Annotated in this window: 14 protein-coding genes; 3 read left to right on the plus strand and 11 right to left on the minus strand. The window is 64.9% G+C overall.

The annotated features are described in order from the left end of the window. Positions 1-483: 483 nt before the first annotated feature. The 7 genes from gshB to ACYZGB_RS00035 all read right to left on the minus strand — a co-directional run bounded on the left by gshB (position 484) and on the right by ACYZGB_RS00035 (position 10,862). Positions 484-1,440: a glutathione synthase gene (gene gshB / locus ACYZGB_RS00005; protein WP_462386053.1), complete on the minus strand. Its 957-nt coding sequence runs from the start codon at positions 1,438-1,440 to the stop codon at positions 484-486. 52 nt (positions 1,441-1,492) lie between these two features. Then, complete coding sequence (locus ACYZGB_RS00010) at positions 1,493-2,680, minus strand: benzoate/H(+) symporter BenE family transporter (protein ID WP_462386055.1); 1,188 nt, start codon at positions 2,678-2,680, stop codon at positions 1,493-1,495. A 141-nt stretch (positions 2,681-2,821) separates the two neighbouring features. Next, entirely contained in the window at positions 2,822-4,690 is a 1,869-nt protein-coding gene (locus ACYZGB_RS00015; protein WP_462386057.1) for a potassium transporter Kup, read from the minus strand. Between the two features lie 340 nt (positions 4,691-5,030). Continuing rightward, a complete protein-coding gene (gshA, locus tag ACYZGB_RS00020) occupies positions 5,031-6,326 on the minus strand; it encodes a glutamate--cysteine ligase (RefSeq protein ID WP_094291813.1) in 1,296 nt (431 codons plus the stop codon). Positions 6,327-6,414: 88 nt separating this feature from the next. After that, positions 6,415-7,881 (minus strand): TrkH family potassium uptake protein, encoded by a 1,467-nt coding sequence (locus ACYZGB_RS00025; RefSeq protein WP_462386060.1) that lies wholly within the window; start codon positions 7,879-7,881, stop codon positions 6,415-6,417. A 175-nt stretch (positions 7,882-8,056) separates the two neighbouring features. Then, the gene (trkA, locus tag ACYZGB_RS00030) at positions 8,057-9,520 is read right to left on the minus strand and encodes a Trk system potassium transporter TrkA (protein ID WP_462386062.1); all 1,464 of its coding nucleotides are present in this window, start codon (positions 9,518-9,520) and stop codon (positions 8,057-8,059) included. A 61-nt stretch (positions 9,521-9,581) separates the two neighbouring features. After that, complete coding sequence (locus ACYZGB_RS00035) at positions 9,582-10,862, minus strand: glutamate-5-semialdehyde dehydrogenase (protein ID WP_462386063.1); 1,281 nt, start codon at positions 10,860-10,862, stop codon at positions 9,582-9,584. 63 nt (positions 10,863-10,925) lie between these two features. Between ACYZGB_RS00035 and ACYZGB_RS00040 the strand changes: the two genes are divergently transcribed. Beyond that, entirely contained in the window at positions 10,926-11,219 is a 294-nt protein-coding gene (locus tag ACYZGB_RS00040; RefSeq protein WP_462386065.1) for a hypothetical protein, read from the plus strand. Here ACYZGB_RS00040 and ACYZGB_RS00045 read toward each other — a convergent pair. Beyond that, positions 11,214-11,621: a hypothetical protein gene (locus ACYZGB_RS00045; protein ID WP_462386067.1), complete on the minus strand. Its 408-nt coding sequence runs from the start codon at positions 11,619-11,621 to the stop codon at positions 11,214-11,216. The two genes, ACYZGB_RS00040 and ACYZGB_RS00045, sit on opposite strands and share 6 nt — an antisense overlap. A gap of 222 nt (positions 11,622-11,843) precedes the next feature. Then, complete coding sequence (gene holA / locus ACYZGB_RS00050) at positions 11,844-12,899, minus strand: DNA polymerase III subunit delta (RefSeq protein WP_462386068.1); 1,056 nt, start codon at positions 12,897-12,899, stop codon at positions 11,844-11,846. A 200-nt stretch (positions 12,900-13,099) separates the two neighbouring features. Here holA and rocF point away from each other — a divergent pair, with 200 nt between their 5' ends. Beyond that, a complete protein-coding gene (gene rocF, locus ACYZGB_RS00055; RefSeq protein WP_462386069.1) occupies positions 13,100-14,053 on the plus strand; it encodes an arginase in 954 nt (317 codons plus the stop codon). A 158-nt stretch (positions 14,054-14,211) separates the two neighbouring features. On the opposite strand, the gene ACYZGB_RS00060 is transcribed toward rocF, so the two are convergent. Together ACYZGB_RS00060 and ACYZGB_RS00065 are read right to left on the minus strand one after the other, a co-directional pair. Then, positions 14,212-15,171, minus strand: a complete 960-nt coding sequence (locus ACYZGB_RS00060) for a sugar kinase (protein ID WP_462386071.1) — start codon at positions 15,169-15,171, stop codon at positions 14,212-14,214. A gap of 3 nt (positions 15,172-15,174) precedes the next feature. Continuing rightward, on the minus strand, positions 15,175-15,564 hold the full coding sequence (locus ACYZGB_RS00065) for a RidA family protein (RefSeq protein ID WP_462386073.1): 390 nt from the start codon (positions 15,562-15,564) through the stop codon (positions 15,175-15,177). Positions 15,565-15,680: 116 nt separating this feature from the next. Between ACYZGB_RS00065 and ACYZGB_RS00070 the strand changes: the two genes are divergently transcribed. Beyond that, on the plus strand, positions 15,681-17,291 hold the full coding sequence (locus ACYZGB_RS00070; protein WP_462386075.1) for an ABC transporter substrate-binding protein: 1,611 nt from the start codon (positions 15,681-15,683) through the stop codon (positions 17,289-17,291). The last annotated feature ends 9 nt before the right edge of the window (positions 17,292-17,300 follow it).

The raw sequence follows: 17,300 nt of genomic DNA on the forward strand, positions 1-17,300 counted from the left end.
CTTCTCTCTCATGAGCGTTTGTAGTGCTAAGCACTAGTTCCAAAGAACTTGGCACTCGCCATCAAACGCCCACGCTTATCGGCTGTATATTTTTAATGAACCGGATCACTCACAAAAACCGAAGTCTCTCCTCGTTTTCCCGACTTAGCTGCGATCAGCTGAGCCTTGAATTCTAGCACAGTTTTTTAAGAACTGTCAAACTTTTTGCTTTTCTTTCGAAGCCATCAGCACCTGCCAACAACCCGCTTTACTCAGCGAAGCCTTGTATTCTATACCGAGTTTTTAAGCACCCAGACAACAAAACAAAACTTTTCTTCAACCCCCTCGATCGCCAGCAGCACAGCCCCCCAAAGAGCACCACCACCAGCCACCGAACACAACCCAAAACCATCAGATCATCCGGGGAAAGTGCTTTAGAAGCGAAGCCCTCGACTATAGCACGGGTTGAAGGAGCTTGAGAAGAGTTGCCCTGATTCAGGCGACTCAGCCCTGATGGGCGGCAACAGCGGCTTCGAGCGCATCCACAAACAGGCAGGCAACATCACAACCCGTCTGGTCGAAGATCTCCTGGAAGCAGGTGGGACTGGTGACATTGATCTCGGTGACGCAGTCACCAATCACATCCACCCCCGCCAACAACAAGCCCCGCTCCAGCAAGATAGGCCCCAGGGCCTCCCCGATCTCGCGGTCGCGTGCTGACAAGGGCCGGGCCACGCCCTTGCCACCCGCCGCGAGGTTGCCACGCACTTCGCTGCCCTGCGGGATGCGGGCCAGACAGAAGGGCACGGGCTTGCCGCCGATGATGAGCACGCGCTTGTCCCCATCGACGATCTCGGGCAGGAACTTCTGCACCATCACGCTCTGCGCGCCGTGGCGGTTCAGGGTTTCGGTGATGCTGCCCAGATTGAGGCCATCGGGCCCGACGCGGAAGATGCCCATGCCACCCATGCCGTCCAGCGGTTTGAGGATGATGTCCTGGTGCTCTGCATGAAAGCGCTGGATGTCTGCAGCGTCGCGCGTAACGAGCGTGGGGCCGATGAACTGGGGAAACTCCATGATCGCCAGCTTTTCCGGGTGGTCGCGCAGGGCCCGGGGCTTGTTGAACACCCGGGCGCCTTCGCGTTCGGCCTGCTCCAGCAGGTGGGTGGCATAGAAGTATTCGCTGTCGAAGGGCGGGTCCTTGCGCATGAGCACCGCGTCGAAATCGGCCAGCACGGCGCTGCGCTCTGGCTGGGCGTCATACCAGTGGTCTGCATCTCCCGTGAGATGGATGTCCCGGACCCGGGCCGTCACCTTGCCACCCCGTTGCCAGGTGACATGCTGCGGCTCGCACACCGCCAGGGTGTGACCGCGCCGCTGCGCCTCGCGCATCATGGCAAAGGTGGTGTCCTTGTAGATCTTGAAGCTGTACAGCGGGTCGGCAATGAAAAGCAGTTTCATGGTGTCGGATCAGAGAAATGGATGGGGCCAGCGACCCAGGCAGCGAACGAGACTAGGCGCGCCCCGCCTGCGAACGCCTGTACTGTTGCACAAATAAGGCAATGCTGCCTGCGACCACGCCCCAGAAGGCGGACCCCACACCGGCCACCACCACACCGCTGAGCGTGACCAGGAACGTGATGAGCGCTGCCTCCCGGTGGGACTCGTCCCGCAACGCAACGGCCAGGCCGTTGCCGATGGTGCCCAGCAACGCCAGCCCCGCAATGGCCACAACCAGTTCCTTGGGGAAGGCTGTCAGCAGCCCAGTGATGACAGCACCAAACAGCCCGATGGCCACGTACAACGCGCCACAGCACACGGCAGCGGTATAGCGCCGGCTGCGGTCTTCATGCGCCTCCGGGCCCATGCACATGGCGGCGGTGATGGCACTGAAGTTCAGTGCAAAGGCGCCAAACGGTGCCAGGACCAGGGTGGCCAGCCCGGTGAGCGTGATGAGGCGGGACACCGGCAGGTCGTAGCCCGACGCGCGGATCACCGCCACGCCCGGCAGGTTCTGCGAGGCCATGGTGACCACAAACAGCGGAATCGCCAGGCTCACCAGGGCCGCCACGCTGAACTCGGGCGCCATGAACACCGGCAGCGCCAGCTCCAGCTGCACCGCCGACCAGGCCATTTGCCCACGGGCCGCCACATACGCCACGGCCACCGCCAGCGTGATGACCACGGCATACCGCGCCAGCCAGCGGCGGCTGACCAGGTACACCAACAGCATGAGCAGCACCAGCGGAAGCGCCGTCTGGGCCGCCGCAAACGCCTGCAGACCGAACCGCGCCAGCACACCGGCCAGCAAGGCAGCAGCGATCTCCATCGGGATGCGGTTCATCACGCGCTCGAACCAACGCGTGACTCCCGCCAGGGCGATGAGCACAGCACTCACCATGAACGCCCCCACGGCCTCACCCATGCTGAAGCCCCCGGCCAAACCGGCAGTGGCCAGCACAGCGGCGCCGGGGGTAGACCAGGCCACCATGACGGGCTGCCGCAAGATCAATGAGGGGACCAGCGAACACAGGCCCATGCCCAGGCCCAGCGCCCACATCCACGAGGTGACCTGCGCGGGCGTGGCGTCAAACGCCTGCGCCGCCTGGAACACGATGGCCACCGAACTGGTGAAACCCACCAGCACCGCCACAAACCCCGCGACAAAGGTCGAGAGGCTCAGGTCTTTGAAAAATTGCATGGGCTGGATTCTGGCACTGCGCCCCCGCAGCCGCCTGCGTGAGGGCCCGCCCGCAGCGCCAAACGCCATTTGCTACATATTTGATAGCAAACTTGACTTGATGGTCGCGCGCAAGAGGCCAAAAAACCTCAAAGAATCCGCTCAGATCTCGATCTTGGACCCCAGCTCCACCACCGCGTTGTTGGGCAGGTGCAGGAAGTCCGCCGCGCCGCTGGCGTTGTGGTGCATCTGGGCAAACAGCTTTTCGCGCCATGGCGCCATGCCGCCACCCATGGTGGGGATGACCGTGTCGCGCGAGAGGAAGTAGCTGGTGGTCATGGCCTCCAGCTCGCAGCCCCGGCCGCGCAGCAACTCCAAGGCGCGCGGCACGTCGGGGTCGTTCTTGAAGCCGTAGTGGATCACCACCTGCCAGCAGTCGTGGCCCAGGGATTCGACCTGCAGGCGCTTGTCCAGGCCGATCCAGGGCGTCTCGTGGTTGTGCACCGTGACAAACAGGTTCTGCTGATGCAGCACCTTGTTGTGCTTGAGGTTGTGCAGCAGCGCGTTGGGCACGGAGCCGGTATCGGCGGTCAGGAAGACCGCCGTGCCGTCCACACGTGTAGGCGGGCTGATGAACACCGACTCCAAGAAGTCCTTGAGGTCAATCGCATCGGCGCGCAGCTTGTCGTTGAGCAGACGGCGTCCTTCCTTCCAGGTCATCATGAAGGCGAACACGATGCCGCCGATCATGAGCGGGAACCAGCCACCCTGGAACAGCTTGAGCATGTTGGAGGCGAAGAACGCCAGATCCACCACAAAGAAGCAGCCCGTGGCCGCGATACACAGCGCCAGCGGGTAGCGCCAGCCGTAGCGGATTACAAAGAAGGTGAGCGTGGTGGTGATCAGCATGTCCAGCGTCACGGCAATGCCATAGGCGGCAGCCAGGTTGCTGGACGAGCGGAACATCACCACTGCGAGCACGATGGCGGCAAACAACCCCCAGTTCACGAGCGGCATGTAGATCTGCCCCGTGTCGCGCACGCTGGTGTGCTGGATGTTCAGGCGCGGCAGATAGCCCAGCTGGATGACCTGCTTGGTCACGCTGAAGGCGCCAGTGATCAGGGCTTGGGACGCAATTACCGAAGCCATGGTGGCCAAACCCACCAGGGGAATCAACGCCCAATCCGGCGCCATCATGAAAAACGGATTTTTTACTGCGTCGGGCTCAGCGAGCAACAGCGCACCTTGACCGAAGTAGTTGAGCGTGAGCGCAGGCATGACAACCCCAAACCACGCCATGCGGATGGGACGCTTGCCAAAGTGACCGAGATCAGCATACAGCGCCTCAGCGCCCGTCACGCTCAGCACCACCGCGCCCAGAATGATGAAAGTGGTCCCGGGATTGCCCCACATGAAACGCAACGCATGGTGCGGACTCAAAGCCCAAAGGATTTCAGGATGGCCAATGATGTGCGACACCCCCAAGGTGGCTATGGCGATGAACCAGACCAATGTGATGGGCCCGAAGAACTTTCCGATGCCGCCGGTGCCGCGTTTCTGCACCACAAATAAGCACAGCAGTACAGCGAGGGTGATAGGGACAACATATTGCTTGAAATGGGGCGACACCACCTCCAACCCTTCAACTGCAGAGAGCACGGTGATCGCCGGAGTGATGACCCCATCGCCGTAAAAGAGGGAGGTACCGAAGATACCGACCGCCAGCAACACGCCGCGCAGCCGGGGCTTGTCCTTAACCGCCTGCGAGGCCAGCGCCAGCATGGCGATCAGGCCGCCCTCACCGTGGTTGTCGGCGCGCAGCACCAGCACCACATACTTCAGCGAGACGATGACCGTGAGCGTCCAAAACAAGATCGACAGGATTCCATAGATGTTGTCCGGGGTGAAAGGCACATGGCCGGAGCCAAACACCTCTTTGACGGCATACAGCACGCTGGTGCCGATGTCGCCGTACACCACACCGATAGCGCCCAGCGTGAGCGCTGCGAGCGAAGATTTTGAGCTTTGCACTGACCGCACCCGGCATGCGCGGGGCCGCCGGGGTTCTGTTACTTTTGGGAACGCTATTGTGCGCCTGTGCCAGATCAAGCGCCTGGAGGCATCCGCCCAATGTTGCGACGCAGCAACTGGCCCTCGCAGCCCTCCTTGGCAGGCAGGTGCGGGCGTGGCAGGCGCACCCACCTTGCGCCACTCATCGGTACGTTAAACCTGGGTGAGACCTGCAAGACTGGCATGCACCTACCAGCAGCTGAGCCGCGCAAGGACCACCCCGCAGCACCGGCAGCACTTCGCTTTCGGACACTGGGGGCGCCCCGCCCCCTGAGGGAAAACGCCGCAGGCGACTCAACGACTAGTCGTACACCTCGGCGTCGGGATTGGTCGCCTCCAGCTCGTAGCTGGCCGCCAGCATCGCCAAGCGCGCCACCACGCCATACATATAGAAGCGGTTGGGCGCACTCACCCCGGGGCGCACGCCGGGCTGCGGCATGTGGGTGCTGTGCTCAAAGGCCAGGGGTACGAAGCTCGCACCGGGCGCATTCAGGTTTTCGTCCACACCGCGCTCGGCATGCATGCGGTAGAAGCCGCCCACCACGTAGCGGTCCATCATGTAGACCACGGGTTCGGCCACGGCCTCGTGCACACGCTCCTGCGTCAGCACACCTTCCTGGATGATGAGGTCGTTGACCGGCTGGCCGTCCTTGATGACGGCCATCTTGTTCTTGGTCTTGCGGTTGACCGCATCCAGCTCCTTGGCATCGCGCACGGTCATGATGCCCATGCCGTAGGTGCCGTTGTTGGCCTTGACGATCACAAACGGCTTTTCGTTGATGCCGTATTCCTTGTACTTGCGGCGCACCTTGGTCAGCAAGGCATCCACCGTGGTCTGCAGCTTGTCCATGCCTTTGTCTTCAGCAAAGTCCACGCCGTCGCACTGGCTGTACATGGGGTTGATGAGCCAGGGGTCGATGCCCAGCATCTTGCCGAAGCGCTTGGCCACCTCTTCGTAGTTCTTGAAGTGGGTGCTCTTGCGGCGCACGCTCCAGCCCGCATGCAGCGGGGGCAGCAGGTACTGCTCGTGAATGTCTTCCAGGATGCCCGGCGGGCCAGCCGACAGGTCATTGTTGAGCAGGATGGTGCAGGGGTCGAAATCCTTGAGCCCCAGGCGGCGCTTGGTGCGCACCACGGGCTCCAGCGTCACGGTATCGCCATTGGGCAGCTCGATCAGCGTGGGCTTCTTGATCTCGGGGCTGATGGAGCCCACACGCACGTTCAGGCCCGCCATGTTGAAGATGCGCTGCAGCTGCACCACGTTGGCCAGGTAGAAGGTGTTGCGCGTGTGGTTCTCCGGGATGATCAAGAGGTTGCGCGCCTCAGGGCAGATCTTCTCGATGGCAGCCATGGCGGCCTGCACGGCCAGGGGCAGCATCTCCTTGGTCAGGTTGTTCCAGCCGCCGGGGTAGAGGTTGGTGTCCACGGGCGCAAGCTTGAAGCCCGCATTGCGGATATCCACCGACGTGTAGAACGGCGGCGTGTGCTCCATCCATTCCAGGCGGAACCAGCGTTCGATAGCGGGCATCGAGTCGAGAACGCGCTGTTCGAGTTCGTTGATCGGCCCCGTGAGGGCCGTGATGAGATGCGGAACCATAGATGCCCTCGGGAAGCAAATTGCGGACGAATTGTAGGGATTTGGGGCCGCCTTCCGGTTTCGCAAGGCATGACCACGCAAAGCAATGTCAGCGGCGCCAGAAAGCAGGGGAGAGCAAGGCCATGAAACTCAAAATCTCCAGCCGCCCCAGCAGCATGGCCAGTGTGCACACCCAGATCTGGAAATCGGTCAGCACCGCGTAGTTGGACGCAGGGCCCACGCTGCCCAGGCCCGGGCCTGCACAGTTGACGCTGGCCAAAACCACCGAAAACGCGGTCACCGGGTCCAGATCGGTGAGTAGCAACACCATCGACAGGCCAAACACCGTGCCGCCGTATACCAGCATGAAGGCCAGCACCGAAAAGATCACGCGGTTGTCGACCACGGCATCGCCCAGCCGCAAAGGCTGCACCACACGCGGATGCACCAGGCGATTCATCTCGCGGCGCGCCTGCTTGACCAGGATGAGCATGCGCACCATCTTGATCCCGCCGCCCGTCGAGCCCGCGCTGGTGGCCACGCCCGACAGCAGCAGCATGAAAACGGGCGCAAACACCGGCCAGGCGAGGTAGTCCACCGTGGCGTAGCCGGTGGTGGTGGCCAGCGACACCAGGTTGAACACGCCGTGGCGCAGCGCATCGAGCGGCCCATACACGCCCTTGGCCCACAGCAGCAGCGCCACCACCAGCCCGCCGCCGATCAGCGCAAACAGCGTGGCCCGCAGCTCCGGGTCACGCCAGAAACCACCCCAGTGGCCCTTGCGAAACGCCACAAAGTACAGCGCAAAGTTGCAGCTGGCCACCAGCATGAAGAAGATGCAGATCACCTCCAGCAGGGGCGACTGGAAGTAGCCAAAGCTCAAGTCGTGCGACGACAGCCCGCCCAGGCTCACGGTGGTGAACATGTGCATCAGCGCATCCAGCGGCGCCATGCCCCCGGCCCAGTAGGCCAGGCCACACAGCACCGAAAACAGCGCGTACACGCCCCAGAGCCCCTTGGCCGTCCCGGTCATGCGCGGCGTGAGCTTGGTGTCCTTGAGCGGCCCCGCCGCCTCGGCCTTGAACAGCTGGCTGCCGCCCACGCCCAGCAGCGGTAGCACGGCCACGGCCAGGATCAGGATGCCCATGCCGCCCATCCACTGCAAAAAGGTGCGCCACACATTGACCGACACCGGCAGCGCATCCAGCCCGGCGAGCACAGTGGAGCCCGTGGTGGTGAGCCCCGACACGGCCTCGAAATAGGCATGCGTGAACGACAGCGGGTGCCCGGTGTGGTGCCCGGCCAGCATCAGCGGCAGCGCGGCCGACAGGGGCAGCAGCATCCACACCAGCGACACCAGCATCACGCCGTGGCGCGGCTGCAGCTCTTGCCGAAACAGCCGCAGCCGCCACCACAGCCACGCGCCCGCCAACAGCGTGGCGCCCATGGACAGCGGGTACACATGCCAGACGCCATCGCGCGTCCACAGCGACACCGCCAGCGGCAGCCCCATGGTCAGCGAGAAGATCATCACCAGAATGCCCAGCACGCGCAGAACGGGAAACATGTCCGTCATGACGGGCCCCCTTGGTCCATGGCAGCCGACATCGCATACAGCCGTCGATACTGGCGCAGCCCAGGGGAGGGCCGCCGCGCAAGGGCCGCCCCGCCGCGCTGGCGGCGTCCCCCTGCCCGCAGCGCGCAGCGCTGCGAGAGCGGGGGGAAGGCGCGAAGCGACTCAGGGGGGTGCATCAAAAGAAAGTCGCGCTCACGCGGAAGAGCTTTTCCACGTCGCGCACCAGCCGCTTGTTGGGCAGGAAAAACACCACATGGTCGTTGCTCTCGATCACCGTCGCGCTGCGCGGGATGATGACCTCGGGCTCGCGGAGGCTGGCGGTGGTTGCTCCCGTGGGGTCAGAGGCATCCGGCAGCCCGCGCACGATCAGGCCAATGTGCACATCACGCGGCAGTTGGAGATCGCTGACCTTGCGGCCGACCACGCGCGAACTCTTGCGGTCGCCGCGCGCCACGATCTCCAGCGCCTCGGCCACCCCACGGCGCAGGCTGTGCACCGCCTGCACGTCGCCCTGGCGCACATAGGCCAGCAGCTCGCCCAACATCGCCTGCGCGGGCGACAGCGCAATGTCGATCTGCGTGCCGTGCATCAGGTCGGCATAGCTGCGCCGGTTGATGAGGGCCAGCACGCGGCTGGCGCCCATGCGCTTGGCCAGCAGGCAGGACATGATGTTGTCCTCGTCGTCGTCGGTGAGCGCGAGGAACAGGTCCACCTCCTCGATGCCCTCATCGCCCAGCAGGTCCTCGTCGGTGGTATCGCCCTGCAGCACCAGCACGTCTGAGGGCAGCGCCGACGCCAGCGCCACGCAGCGCTCTGCATCGCCCTCGATGATCTTGGTGTGAAAACGCCCCGGCGTCTGCGCCAGCTGCCGCGCCAGGCGCAGGCCCACCCCGCCGCCGCCCGCAATCATGATGCGGCGCACGGGCTTCAGCGGCTGCGATGCCGGGCGGTGCAGGGCCGCCAGCACCTGGGCGATGTGCTCATGCGCCGCCAGCACAAACACCTCGTCGCCCGGCTCGATGCGGGTGGCGCCGTCGCAGGCGATGAAGCGGTCGGGCTCGTCGGCAAAACGGCGGTAGATGGCCACCATGCGCATCGCCATCTCGGGCGCGCGCTCGCGCAGCTCGCCAATCGAGGGGCCCACCATGGGCGCGCCGGGCCGGGCGCGGCCCGACACCAGGCAGGCGCGGCCACCGGCAAACTCGCGCACCTGCATGGCTTCGGGGTAGTCGATGAGCTTGCCGATGTAGCGGGTAAGCGATTCTTCGGGGCAGATGATGCGGTCCACCGCAAAACCCTCGGGGCCCACCAGCCGGTCGTCGCCCTGAAAGCCGCTGGAGCGCACCCGCGCAATGCGCTTGGGGATGTTGAACAGCAGCTGCGCAATCTTGCAGCACACCAGGTTGGTCTCGTCCTGCGCGGCGCAGGCGATCAGCAGGTCGGTGTCCTCGGCACCCGCCTCGGCCAGCACGGCAGGCTCGATGCCGTTGCCCACCACCCCGCGCAGGTCAAAGCGCGACTCCAGGTCGCGCAGGCGCGCGGCGTCGGTGTCGATCACCGTGATGTCGTTGCGCTCCGACACCAGGCTGTCTGCCACGCTCTGGCCCACACGGCCCGCGCCGAGGATGATGATTTTCATAGAGAAATAGGGCCTCTGCGCGCGACTGATATGCGTTGATAGCTATCAAATGAATAGCAAATCAGCCTCGCACTTCGCCTTCGCCCAGCACCACGTACTTGAGCGAGGTCAGCCCCTCGATGCCCACCGGCCCACGCGCGTGGAATTTGTCGGTGCTGATGCCGATCTCGGCGCCCAGCCCGTACTCGAAGCCATCGGCGAACCGCGTGCTCGCATTCACCATCACGCTGGCCGAATCCACCTCGCGCAGGAAGCGCTGGGCATGAACATGGTTCGTCGTCAGGATGGCGTCGGTGTGGTGGCTCGAATAGTGGTTGATGTGGGCAATGGCCTCGTCCACACCTGCCACGATCTTCACGCTGATGATCGGCGCCAGGTATTCCTCGCTCCAGTCCTGCTCGGTGGCGGGCACCAGCTGGGCGCCAGCCACCGATTGAAGGATGGCCAGCGACTCAGGGCAGCCGCGCATCTCCACGCCCTTGGCGGCATACACCGCGCCGATCCGGGGCAAGAATTCGGCCGCAACACCACGCGCCACCAGCAGGCCTTCGCTCGCGTTGCAGGGGCTGTACTTGTTGGTCTTGGCGTTGTCAGCCACCTTCACCGCCATGGCGATGTCGCAGGGGTCGTCCACATAGGTGTGGCAGTTGCCGTCCAGGTGCTTGATCACGGGCACCTTGGCATCGCGGCTGATGCGCTCGATCAGCCCCTTGCCGCCGCGCGGGATGATCACGTCCACAAACTGCGGCATGGCAATCAGCTGGCCCACGGCCTCGCGGTCGGTGGTCTGCACCAGCTGCACCGCGTCCTGCGGCAGGCCGGCTTCGGCCAGCGCCTGCTGCACCAGCTTGGCCAGCGCCTTGTTCGAGTCGATCGCCTCGGAGCCGCCACGCAGGATGCAGGCGTTACCGCTCTTGATGCTGAGGCTGGCCGCCTCGATGGTCACGTTGGGGCGGCTCTCGTAGATCATGCCGAACACACCGATCGGCACGCGCATCTGCCCCACACGGATGCCGCTGGGCTGCTGCTTCATGCCCAGGATCTCGCCAATGATGTCGGGCATGGCAGCGAGCTGCTCGCAGCCTTCGGCGCAGGTCTCCAGCACCTTGGGGCTGAGTTTCAGGCGGTCCACCATGGGCTCGGCCAGCCCGGCGGCGCGGGCGCGCTCCAGATCGCGGGCGTTGTCGATCTGCAGCGCATCCACGTTCTCGCGCAGCAGCCGTGCCAGCGCCTTGAGTGCTTTGTTTTTGATAGCTGCAGGCGCTTTGGCCATCAGCACAGAGGCCGTTTTGGCCTGGAGACCGAGAGAATGCGTGTATTCGGCGACGTGGAGGGCGTTCATCCAGCGATTTTGCCGCACTTGGCTTTACCCTTGCGGCCTTGCCCTACTCGCACATCCCTGGCCATGACCACCACCGCCCCCGCCCAGCTCGCCACCCTGACCGAAGCCCTGCAGGCCTTTGAACGCGGCGACCACACCGCCGCCACCCTGAGCACCCTGGCCCGCCAGCAGACGGCCCTGCTCGCCGCCCTGCCCCCGCGCTATGGCGAGGTGCTGCTGAACCTGCTGGACCGGCTGGAATCGAGCGCGCTGTTTTCAGAGGAAAGCTGCTCGTTCAGCCAGAAGGATCTGGTGGCGAATTTGCAGATGTGGGTAGAGAAGGCGCGGGGCGCCATCGGAGCCCCAACCAGTTCATGAGCGGGCTTCGCGCAAAGTGGAGCGAAACACTTTGTACATGAGCTCGATGGCCATCTCTGCGTCTTGCTGAAGGATCAGGGCTGGGTGGCGGTGCTCGTCTCGGATTCGATAACCCAAACCGTGCTCGTGACCTGGCTCTTTCAAATGCGCATATGGGTTGCGACGAAAAACCAAAAGCTGCAAGTCGATGAACATGTCATTGCTCACCACGCTATGGTCTTTGGCAACTTTCAGTAGTTTGCCCAATGGGGGGCTACTTTTGAGAAGTCCACGCTGCTGACACTCCTCCATCAATGAATGCTCGACAACGGAGACTGCAAGAAACAACGTGGCCGCGAAGTGGCCGTTGACAAACACCTCTCGCGCTTCGCTCAGCAACTGCATTGTCTCGGTGCGACCCATGACTACAGGCGGGAGTGAAGAATGCTGCCCAACCCACCGGATGCGCTCGGCTCGCTCTTGCCTCGTTGATGCATCGTATGTCGCCAACGCTTCTATCAGGGCTGATGTAGGAGATTCCCCGTCAGGTGTCATTGCTTGACTCATCCCTTTTTGGTGCCTCGACAGGCTAAAAACGGCATTTAGGAAGAGGGCCTTGGCGCGCCTAACCCTGCCGCACAACCATCACCGCGCCGCCTGCGTCAACCGGCACACCTGCAGCGCCAGCCTTTGCAGCGCCTGCCAGCCATCCTGCGGCCAGTCGGGCTGCTTGAGGCCTTTGACGATGCCGTCCACAGTGTGCGCCGACTGCAGCAGGCGCGCCAGCGCCGCGTCGCTGGCCCTGGGCAGAATGCGTTCGTACAGCTTTTCCTTGGCGCCCCACACCCGGTTTTCGCGCAGGGCCATGGGCAGGGGGCGGCCGGCGTTCATGGCGTCTTTCACGCGTTTCAGGGCGCGGATGTCTTCGGCCAGGGCCCAGTGCACCAGCACCTCGGCCTCGCCCTCGGCCTGCAGGCCGTCGAGCATGCGCTGAACGCGGGCGGTGTGGCCTGAGAGCACGGATTCAGAGAGCTTGAACACGTCGTAGCGCGCCACGTTGAGCACGGCGGCCTCGACCTGGGCCTGCGTGAGCTCTCCCGCCGGGTGCAGCAGCGCGAGCTTTTGTATTTCCTGGTGCGCGGCCAGCAGGTTGCCCTCCACGCGGTCGGCAAAAAACTGCAGCGTGCGCTGGCCTTCCTCGCCCGCCACCACGCGCTGGCCCTGCGCAGCCAGGCGCTGGGCGATCCACTGGGGCAGCATGCCGCGCTCGATGGGGTCGATCTGGATGGAGGTGCCGCTGGATTCGAGTGCAGCGAACCAGGCGCCGGTCTTGGTGGCCTTGTCCAGGCGCGGCAGCATGACCAGAGTAAGGGTGCTGTCGTTGCCACGGGCCGATTCGGCCACTTGTTGCAGAGCCACGCTGCCGTCCTTGCCGGGCTTGCCCGAGGGGATGCGGATCTCGACGATCTGCTTGTCGGCAAACAGGCTGAGCGAGCCACCGGCGGCCAACACGGCGCTCCAGTCGAAATGGGCGCCCGCCACGGTGTAGCTGCTGCGCTCGGTATAGCCCTGGGCGCGGGCCGTGGCCCGGATGGCGTCGGCGGCCTCTTGCTGCAGCAAGGGTTCGTCGCCATGCAATACATAAAGCGGCGACAGGCCCCGTTGAAGATGCGATGAGAGTTGGGCCAGGGCGACTTGCATGCGGCAAAGTTTATCGCCTTGCCCCGCCAGGTTTTGTGCAAATGGCCAGTGTGCACCCGCACAGTGCACAGAGGCCATGGCGGACTGGTCAGCCCGCGCACTGTTCATTGGCACCCAAAGCCCCGAGAATGCCCGGGCGCCACCGCCCGCGTTGCGGCCTGGCCACTGCCCTTGTCCACCCTGTCCAGAAAGCCTTGACCATGCCCCCCAACACCCTGCGCAGCGCCCAGCCCACCAGCCTGATTGGCGCGCCCACCGACATTGGCGCGGGCGCGCGCGGTGCGTCGATGGGCCCCGAGGCCCTGCGCGTGGCGGGGCTGCAGGCAGCGCTGGAGCTGCACGGGCTGCAGGTGTTTGACCGGGGCAACCTGGGCGGCCCCTCCAACCCCTGGCTGCCCCCGGTGGACGGATACCGCCACCTGCCCGAAGTGGCGCAGTGGAACCGGCTGGTGTACGACGCCGTGCATGCCGAGCTGCAGCTGGGCCACCTGCCCATCCTGCTGGGCGGCGACCACAGCCTGGGCCTGGGCAGCATCAGCGCCGTGGCCCGCCACTGCACTGAAAGCGGCAAGAAGCTGCGCGTGCTGTGGCTGGATGCACATGCCGACTTCAACACCAGCGAACTCACACCCAGCGGCAATGTGCACGGCATGCCCGTGGCCTGCCTGTGCGGCTTTGGCCCGGCCGAGCTGACCCAGCTAGCGGCGATGCCCGGCGGTGGCCCGGCGCTGCACCCTTCACAAATCCGGCAGATCGGCATCCGCAGCGTGGATGCGGGCGAAAAGCGCTTTGTGCACGAGCAGGGTCTGGAGGTGTTTGACATGCGCGCCATCGACGAGGTGGGCATGCGCCAGGTGATGGAGCGCGCGCTGGCGGGCATGGACGCCCACACCCACCTGCATGTGAGCTTTGACGTCGACTTTCTGGACCCCGACATTGCACCCGGCGTGGGCACCACCGTGCCCGGCGGCCCCACCTACCGCGAGGCACAGCTGTGCATGGAGATGATTGCCGACAGCGGCCGCCTGGCTTCGCTCGACATCGTGGAGCTGAACCCAGCCCTGGACGTGCGCAACAAGACCGCCGTGCTGGCGGTGGACCTGGTGGAGTCGCTGTTTGGCAAGAGCACGCTGATGCGCACACGGCCTGTGTAGCGCACGGCACAGCGGGCGCAGGCCCATATACTATTAATTTGATAGCTACAAAGACATGATGGCCGCGCGGTAACGGCCATTTTTGCTTTAAAAACTCGCTGCCCCACCCATTCAGGCCACGGGCCGCCGCCCGAACGGGTGAGCACAGCGGCCCAGCGTTACAGCAGCGCCCGCACCTGCTGCGCAGTGGGCAGCGGCGCCACCGCGCCAAAGCCCTGCACGGTGAGCGATGCGGCAGCATTGGCATAGCGCACCGCAGCGGCCAGGTCGTCACCCAGCGCCAGGCGCGCGAGCAGGTTGCCGTCAAAGCAGTCGCCCGCGCCGGTGGCATCCACCAGCGCCACGCTGCGGCCCGCCACACGCTGGCGTGGCACGGCGGGGTCGGCGCTGCTCAGCAGCACCCCATCGGCCCCCAGCTTGACGACCACCGTGGCCGCGCCCTGCGCGTGGCCCCAGTCGGCAATCGCATCGGCATCGTGCAGACCCAGCAGCGCGGCCATGTCATCGAGCCCCGGCAGGAAGATGTCGCACAGCGACACCGCATGCGCGATGCAGGCCCGCGCCCGTGCCAGCGGCCAGAGCTTGAGGCGCAGGTTGGGGTCGAACGCCACGCGCGCACCGGCCGCCCGGGCCACGCGCATGGCCTGGTAAGCCGTGTCGCACGCCGAGGCCGACACTGCCAGCGAGATGCCCGACACATGCAGGATGCGGCACTGCTGCAGCACGGCGGCCGGCCCATTCGCCGATGCATCCTGCAACCACGCGGGTGCCATGCGGCTGGCGGCCGAGCCCGCGCGCAGGTAGCTGAACTCGTGCCCCGCTGCGCCATGCGTCACAAAGTAGATGCCCGTGGGGTGCTGCGCAGCGCGTTCCACCGCCGTGGTGTCCACGCCTTCGCGCGCCCACAGGTCCAGCAGCGCCTGACCAAAGGCATCGCTGCCCAGGCGTGTGAGGTACGCGGTGCGTGCGCCCGCGCGGGCGGCGGCGATCACCGCGTTGCTGGTGTCGCCCCCAAAGCCCTGCAGGTACTGCGGCTCGCCAGGGCGGGTCTGGTTGAACTCCACCAGCGCCTCGCCCAGCGCCACCACGTCCCACACGGCTTGCTTGGCTGCGGTCATGGCTCAGCCGCGCGGCTTGTAGGCCGTCACGTCGATCTCGACCTTGGCGTCGATCATCAGGCGCGACTCGACCGTGGAGCGTGCGGGGCGGTGGTCACCAAAACACTCCATGTACACGCGGTTGAAGCTGCCGAAGTCCCGCGCATCGGCCAGCCAGACGCTGACCTTGGCCACATCGGCCAGCGTGCAGTCGGCCAGGGCCAGGGCGTCTTTGACGCGCTGGAACACCTGGCGCGTCTGCGCCTCGATACCGCCGACGATGACCTGGCCCAGGTCGTCGGTGGGCACCTGGCCCGAGACAAAAACGAAGTCGCCTGCACGGGTGGCGGGCGAGAGGGGGCGTGCGAGGCGATCGGACGCGAGCGGCGCTTGGCCGAGGGTTTCTACTGACATGAAAAACGCTCCTTTGAGTAAAGATATTACACACTTCCTTCCAGAAATGCCCATCTCATTCGCAATTCTGGCATCGAATGTGCTTTTTGTGTAAACATATTACTTCGAGGTGTGCAATGCAAACGTCTGGAACCAACCTGGTGCAGCATCCGCTGCCAACGCCTGAGCTGCGGGGCCGCCGCAAGCTGCTGGGTGCAACGGCGCTGACCGCGGCCCTCACCCTGGCCTGCAGCGCCAGCTGGGCCCAAACGGCCCCCGCCACCCCGTCCAAGGGCGGCGCCGCCAACCTCGCCATGGTGGGCGAGCCCCAGGGCCTGGACCCCATGGTGAGCACCGCCGACCTGGTGGGCACCATCATGCAGCACGTGTACGAGCCGCTGTACACCTTCGACGCCAACTGGGCCATCGCCCCCATGCTGGCCGAGGGCCTGCCCACCGTCTCCAAAGACGGGCTGACCTACACCATCCCCCTGCGCAAGGGCGTGAAGTTCCACAGCGGCCGCGAGATGATGGCCGATGACGTGGTGGCCTCGCTGCAGCGCTGGATGGAGCTGAACCCCCGTGGCAAGGCCGTGGGCAAGGAAGTGGCCTCGCTCACCGCCAAGGGCGCACTGGCCGTGGAGCTGAAGCTGAAAAATCCTTACGCACCGCTGCTGGCCCAGCTGGCCCTGCCCAGCGGCATGGCCGCCATCATGGCCAAGGAAAGCATTGCGCCCCAGCTCAAGGACTTCGTCGGCACCGGCCCCTACCAGTTCAAGGAACGCCGCCCCGACCAATTCACCGTGCTGGTGCGTTTTGACGGCTACGCCAGCCGCAAGGAAGCCGCCAGCGGCTACGCAGGCAAGCGCGAGGCGCTGCTTGATGAGCTGCGCTTTGTGCCCGTGCCCAGCGCCAACACACGCGTCGAAGGCGCGCTCTCGGGCCAGTTCCAGTACGCCGATCTACTGCCCGTGGAGGCTATTGGCCGCATCGAAAAAGGCGCCCCGGCCGTGGTGCCCATCGTGACCAAGAACTTTGGCTTTCCGTACATCGTGTTCAACACCAAGGAAGGCGTGCTGGCCTCGCAGCCGCTGCGCCGCGCGGTGCAAACCGCCGTGGGCACAGGCGAACTGCTGGCCGCAGGCTTTGGCGACAACCGCTTCTTTGTGGTGGAACCCAACTTCTTCCCCAAGGGCACGCCCTACTACTCGGACGCGGGCAGCAAGCTCTACAACGAGCGCAACCCGCAAGCCGCCAAAGAGCAGGCGGCCAAGGCCAGCTACGGCGGCCAGCCCGTGCGCATCATGGCCAGCCGCCAGTACGAGTTCCACTACAACATGGCGCTGGTGATGTCCGAGCAGCTCAAGAAGGCGGGCTTCAAGACCGAGCTGCAGGTGGTGGACTGGGCCACGCTGGTGCAGCGCCGCAACGACCCCAAGCTGTGGGACGTGTACTTCACGCACTCGGGCCTGTTCCCCGAGCCCATGCTCTCGCCCCCGCAGCTGGGTGACGGTGCGCCTGGCTGGTGGGAGTCTGACGCCAAGAAATCCACCCTGGCCGCGTTCAACCAGGAGACCGACCCCGCCAAGCGCGGCCCGCTGTGGGGCAAGGTGCAGCAGGTGGTGTACGACGAAGTGCCGTTCATCGAGGTGGGCAAGTTCAACGGCCTGTCGGCACGCTCGGCCAAGCTGTCGGGCTACACGCCCGCCATCTGGCCGTTCTTCTGGAACACCGGCTTGAAGAACTGACTCCCCCCC

It is taken from the genome of Acidovorax sp. Q11 (assembly GCF_054950075.1).

Excerpts from the sequence above, each read along its gene's own strand:
- gshB (WP_462386053.1), bottom strand. The coding sequence starts at position 1,440 with ATGAAACTGCTTTTCATTGCCGACCCGCTGTACAGCTTCAAGATCTAC.
- ACYZGB_RS00010 (WP_462386055.1), bottom strand. The coding sequence starts at position 2,680 with ATGCAATTTTTCAAAGACCTGAGCCTCTCGACCTTTGTCGCGGGGTTT.
- gshA (WP_094291813.1), bottom strand. The coding sequence starts at position 6,326 with ATGGTTCCGCATCTCATCACGGCCCTCACGGGGCCGATCAACGAACTC.
- ACYZGB_RS00025 (WP_462386060.1), bottom strand. The coding sequence starts at position 7,881 with ATGACGGACATGTTTCCCGTTCTGCGCGTGCTGGGCATTCTGGTGATG.
- trkA (WP_462386062.1), bottom strand. The coding sequence starts at position 9,520 with ATGAAAATCATCATCCTCGGCGCGGGCCGTGTGGGCCAGAGCGTGGCA.
- ACYZGB_RS00035 (WP_462386063.1), bottom strand. The coding sequence starts at position 10,862 with ATGAACGCCCTCCACGTCGCCGAATACACGCATTCTCTCGGTCTCCAG.
- ACYZGB_RS00040 (WP_462386065.1), top strand. The coding sequence starts at position 10,926 with ATGACCACCACCGCCCCCGCCCAGCTCGCCACCCTGACCGAAGCCCTG.
- ACYZGB_RS00045 (WP_462386067.1), bottom strand. The coding sequence starts at position 11,621 with ATGGGTCGCACCGAGACAATGCAGTTGCTGAGCGAAGCGCGAGAGGTG.
- holA (WP_462386068.1), bottom strand. The coding sequence starts at position 12,899 with ATGCAAGTCGCCCTGGCCCAACTCTCATCGCATCTTCAACGGGGCCTG.
- rocF (WP_462386069.1), top strand. The coding sequence starts at position 13,100 with ATGCCCCCCAACACCCTGCGCAGCGCCCAGCCCACCAGCCTGATTGGC.
- ACYZGB_RS00060 (WP_462386071.1), bottom strand. The coding sequence starts at position 15,171 with ATGACCGCAGCCAAGCAAGCCGTGTGGGACGTGGTGGCGCTGGGCGAG.
- ACYZGB_RS00065 (WP_462386073.1), bottom strand. The coding sequence starts at position 15,564 with ATGTCAGTAGAAACCCTCGGCCAAGCGCCGCTCGCGTCCGATCGCCTC.
- ACYZGB_RS00070 (WP_462386075.1), top strand. The coding sequence starts at position 15,681 with ATGCAAACGTCTGGAACCAACCTGGTGCAGCATCCGCTGCCAACGCCT.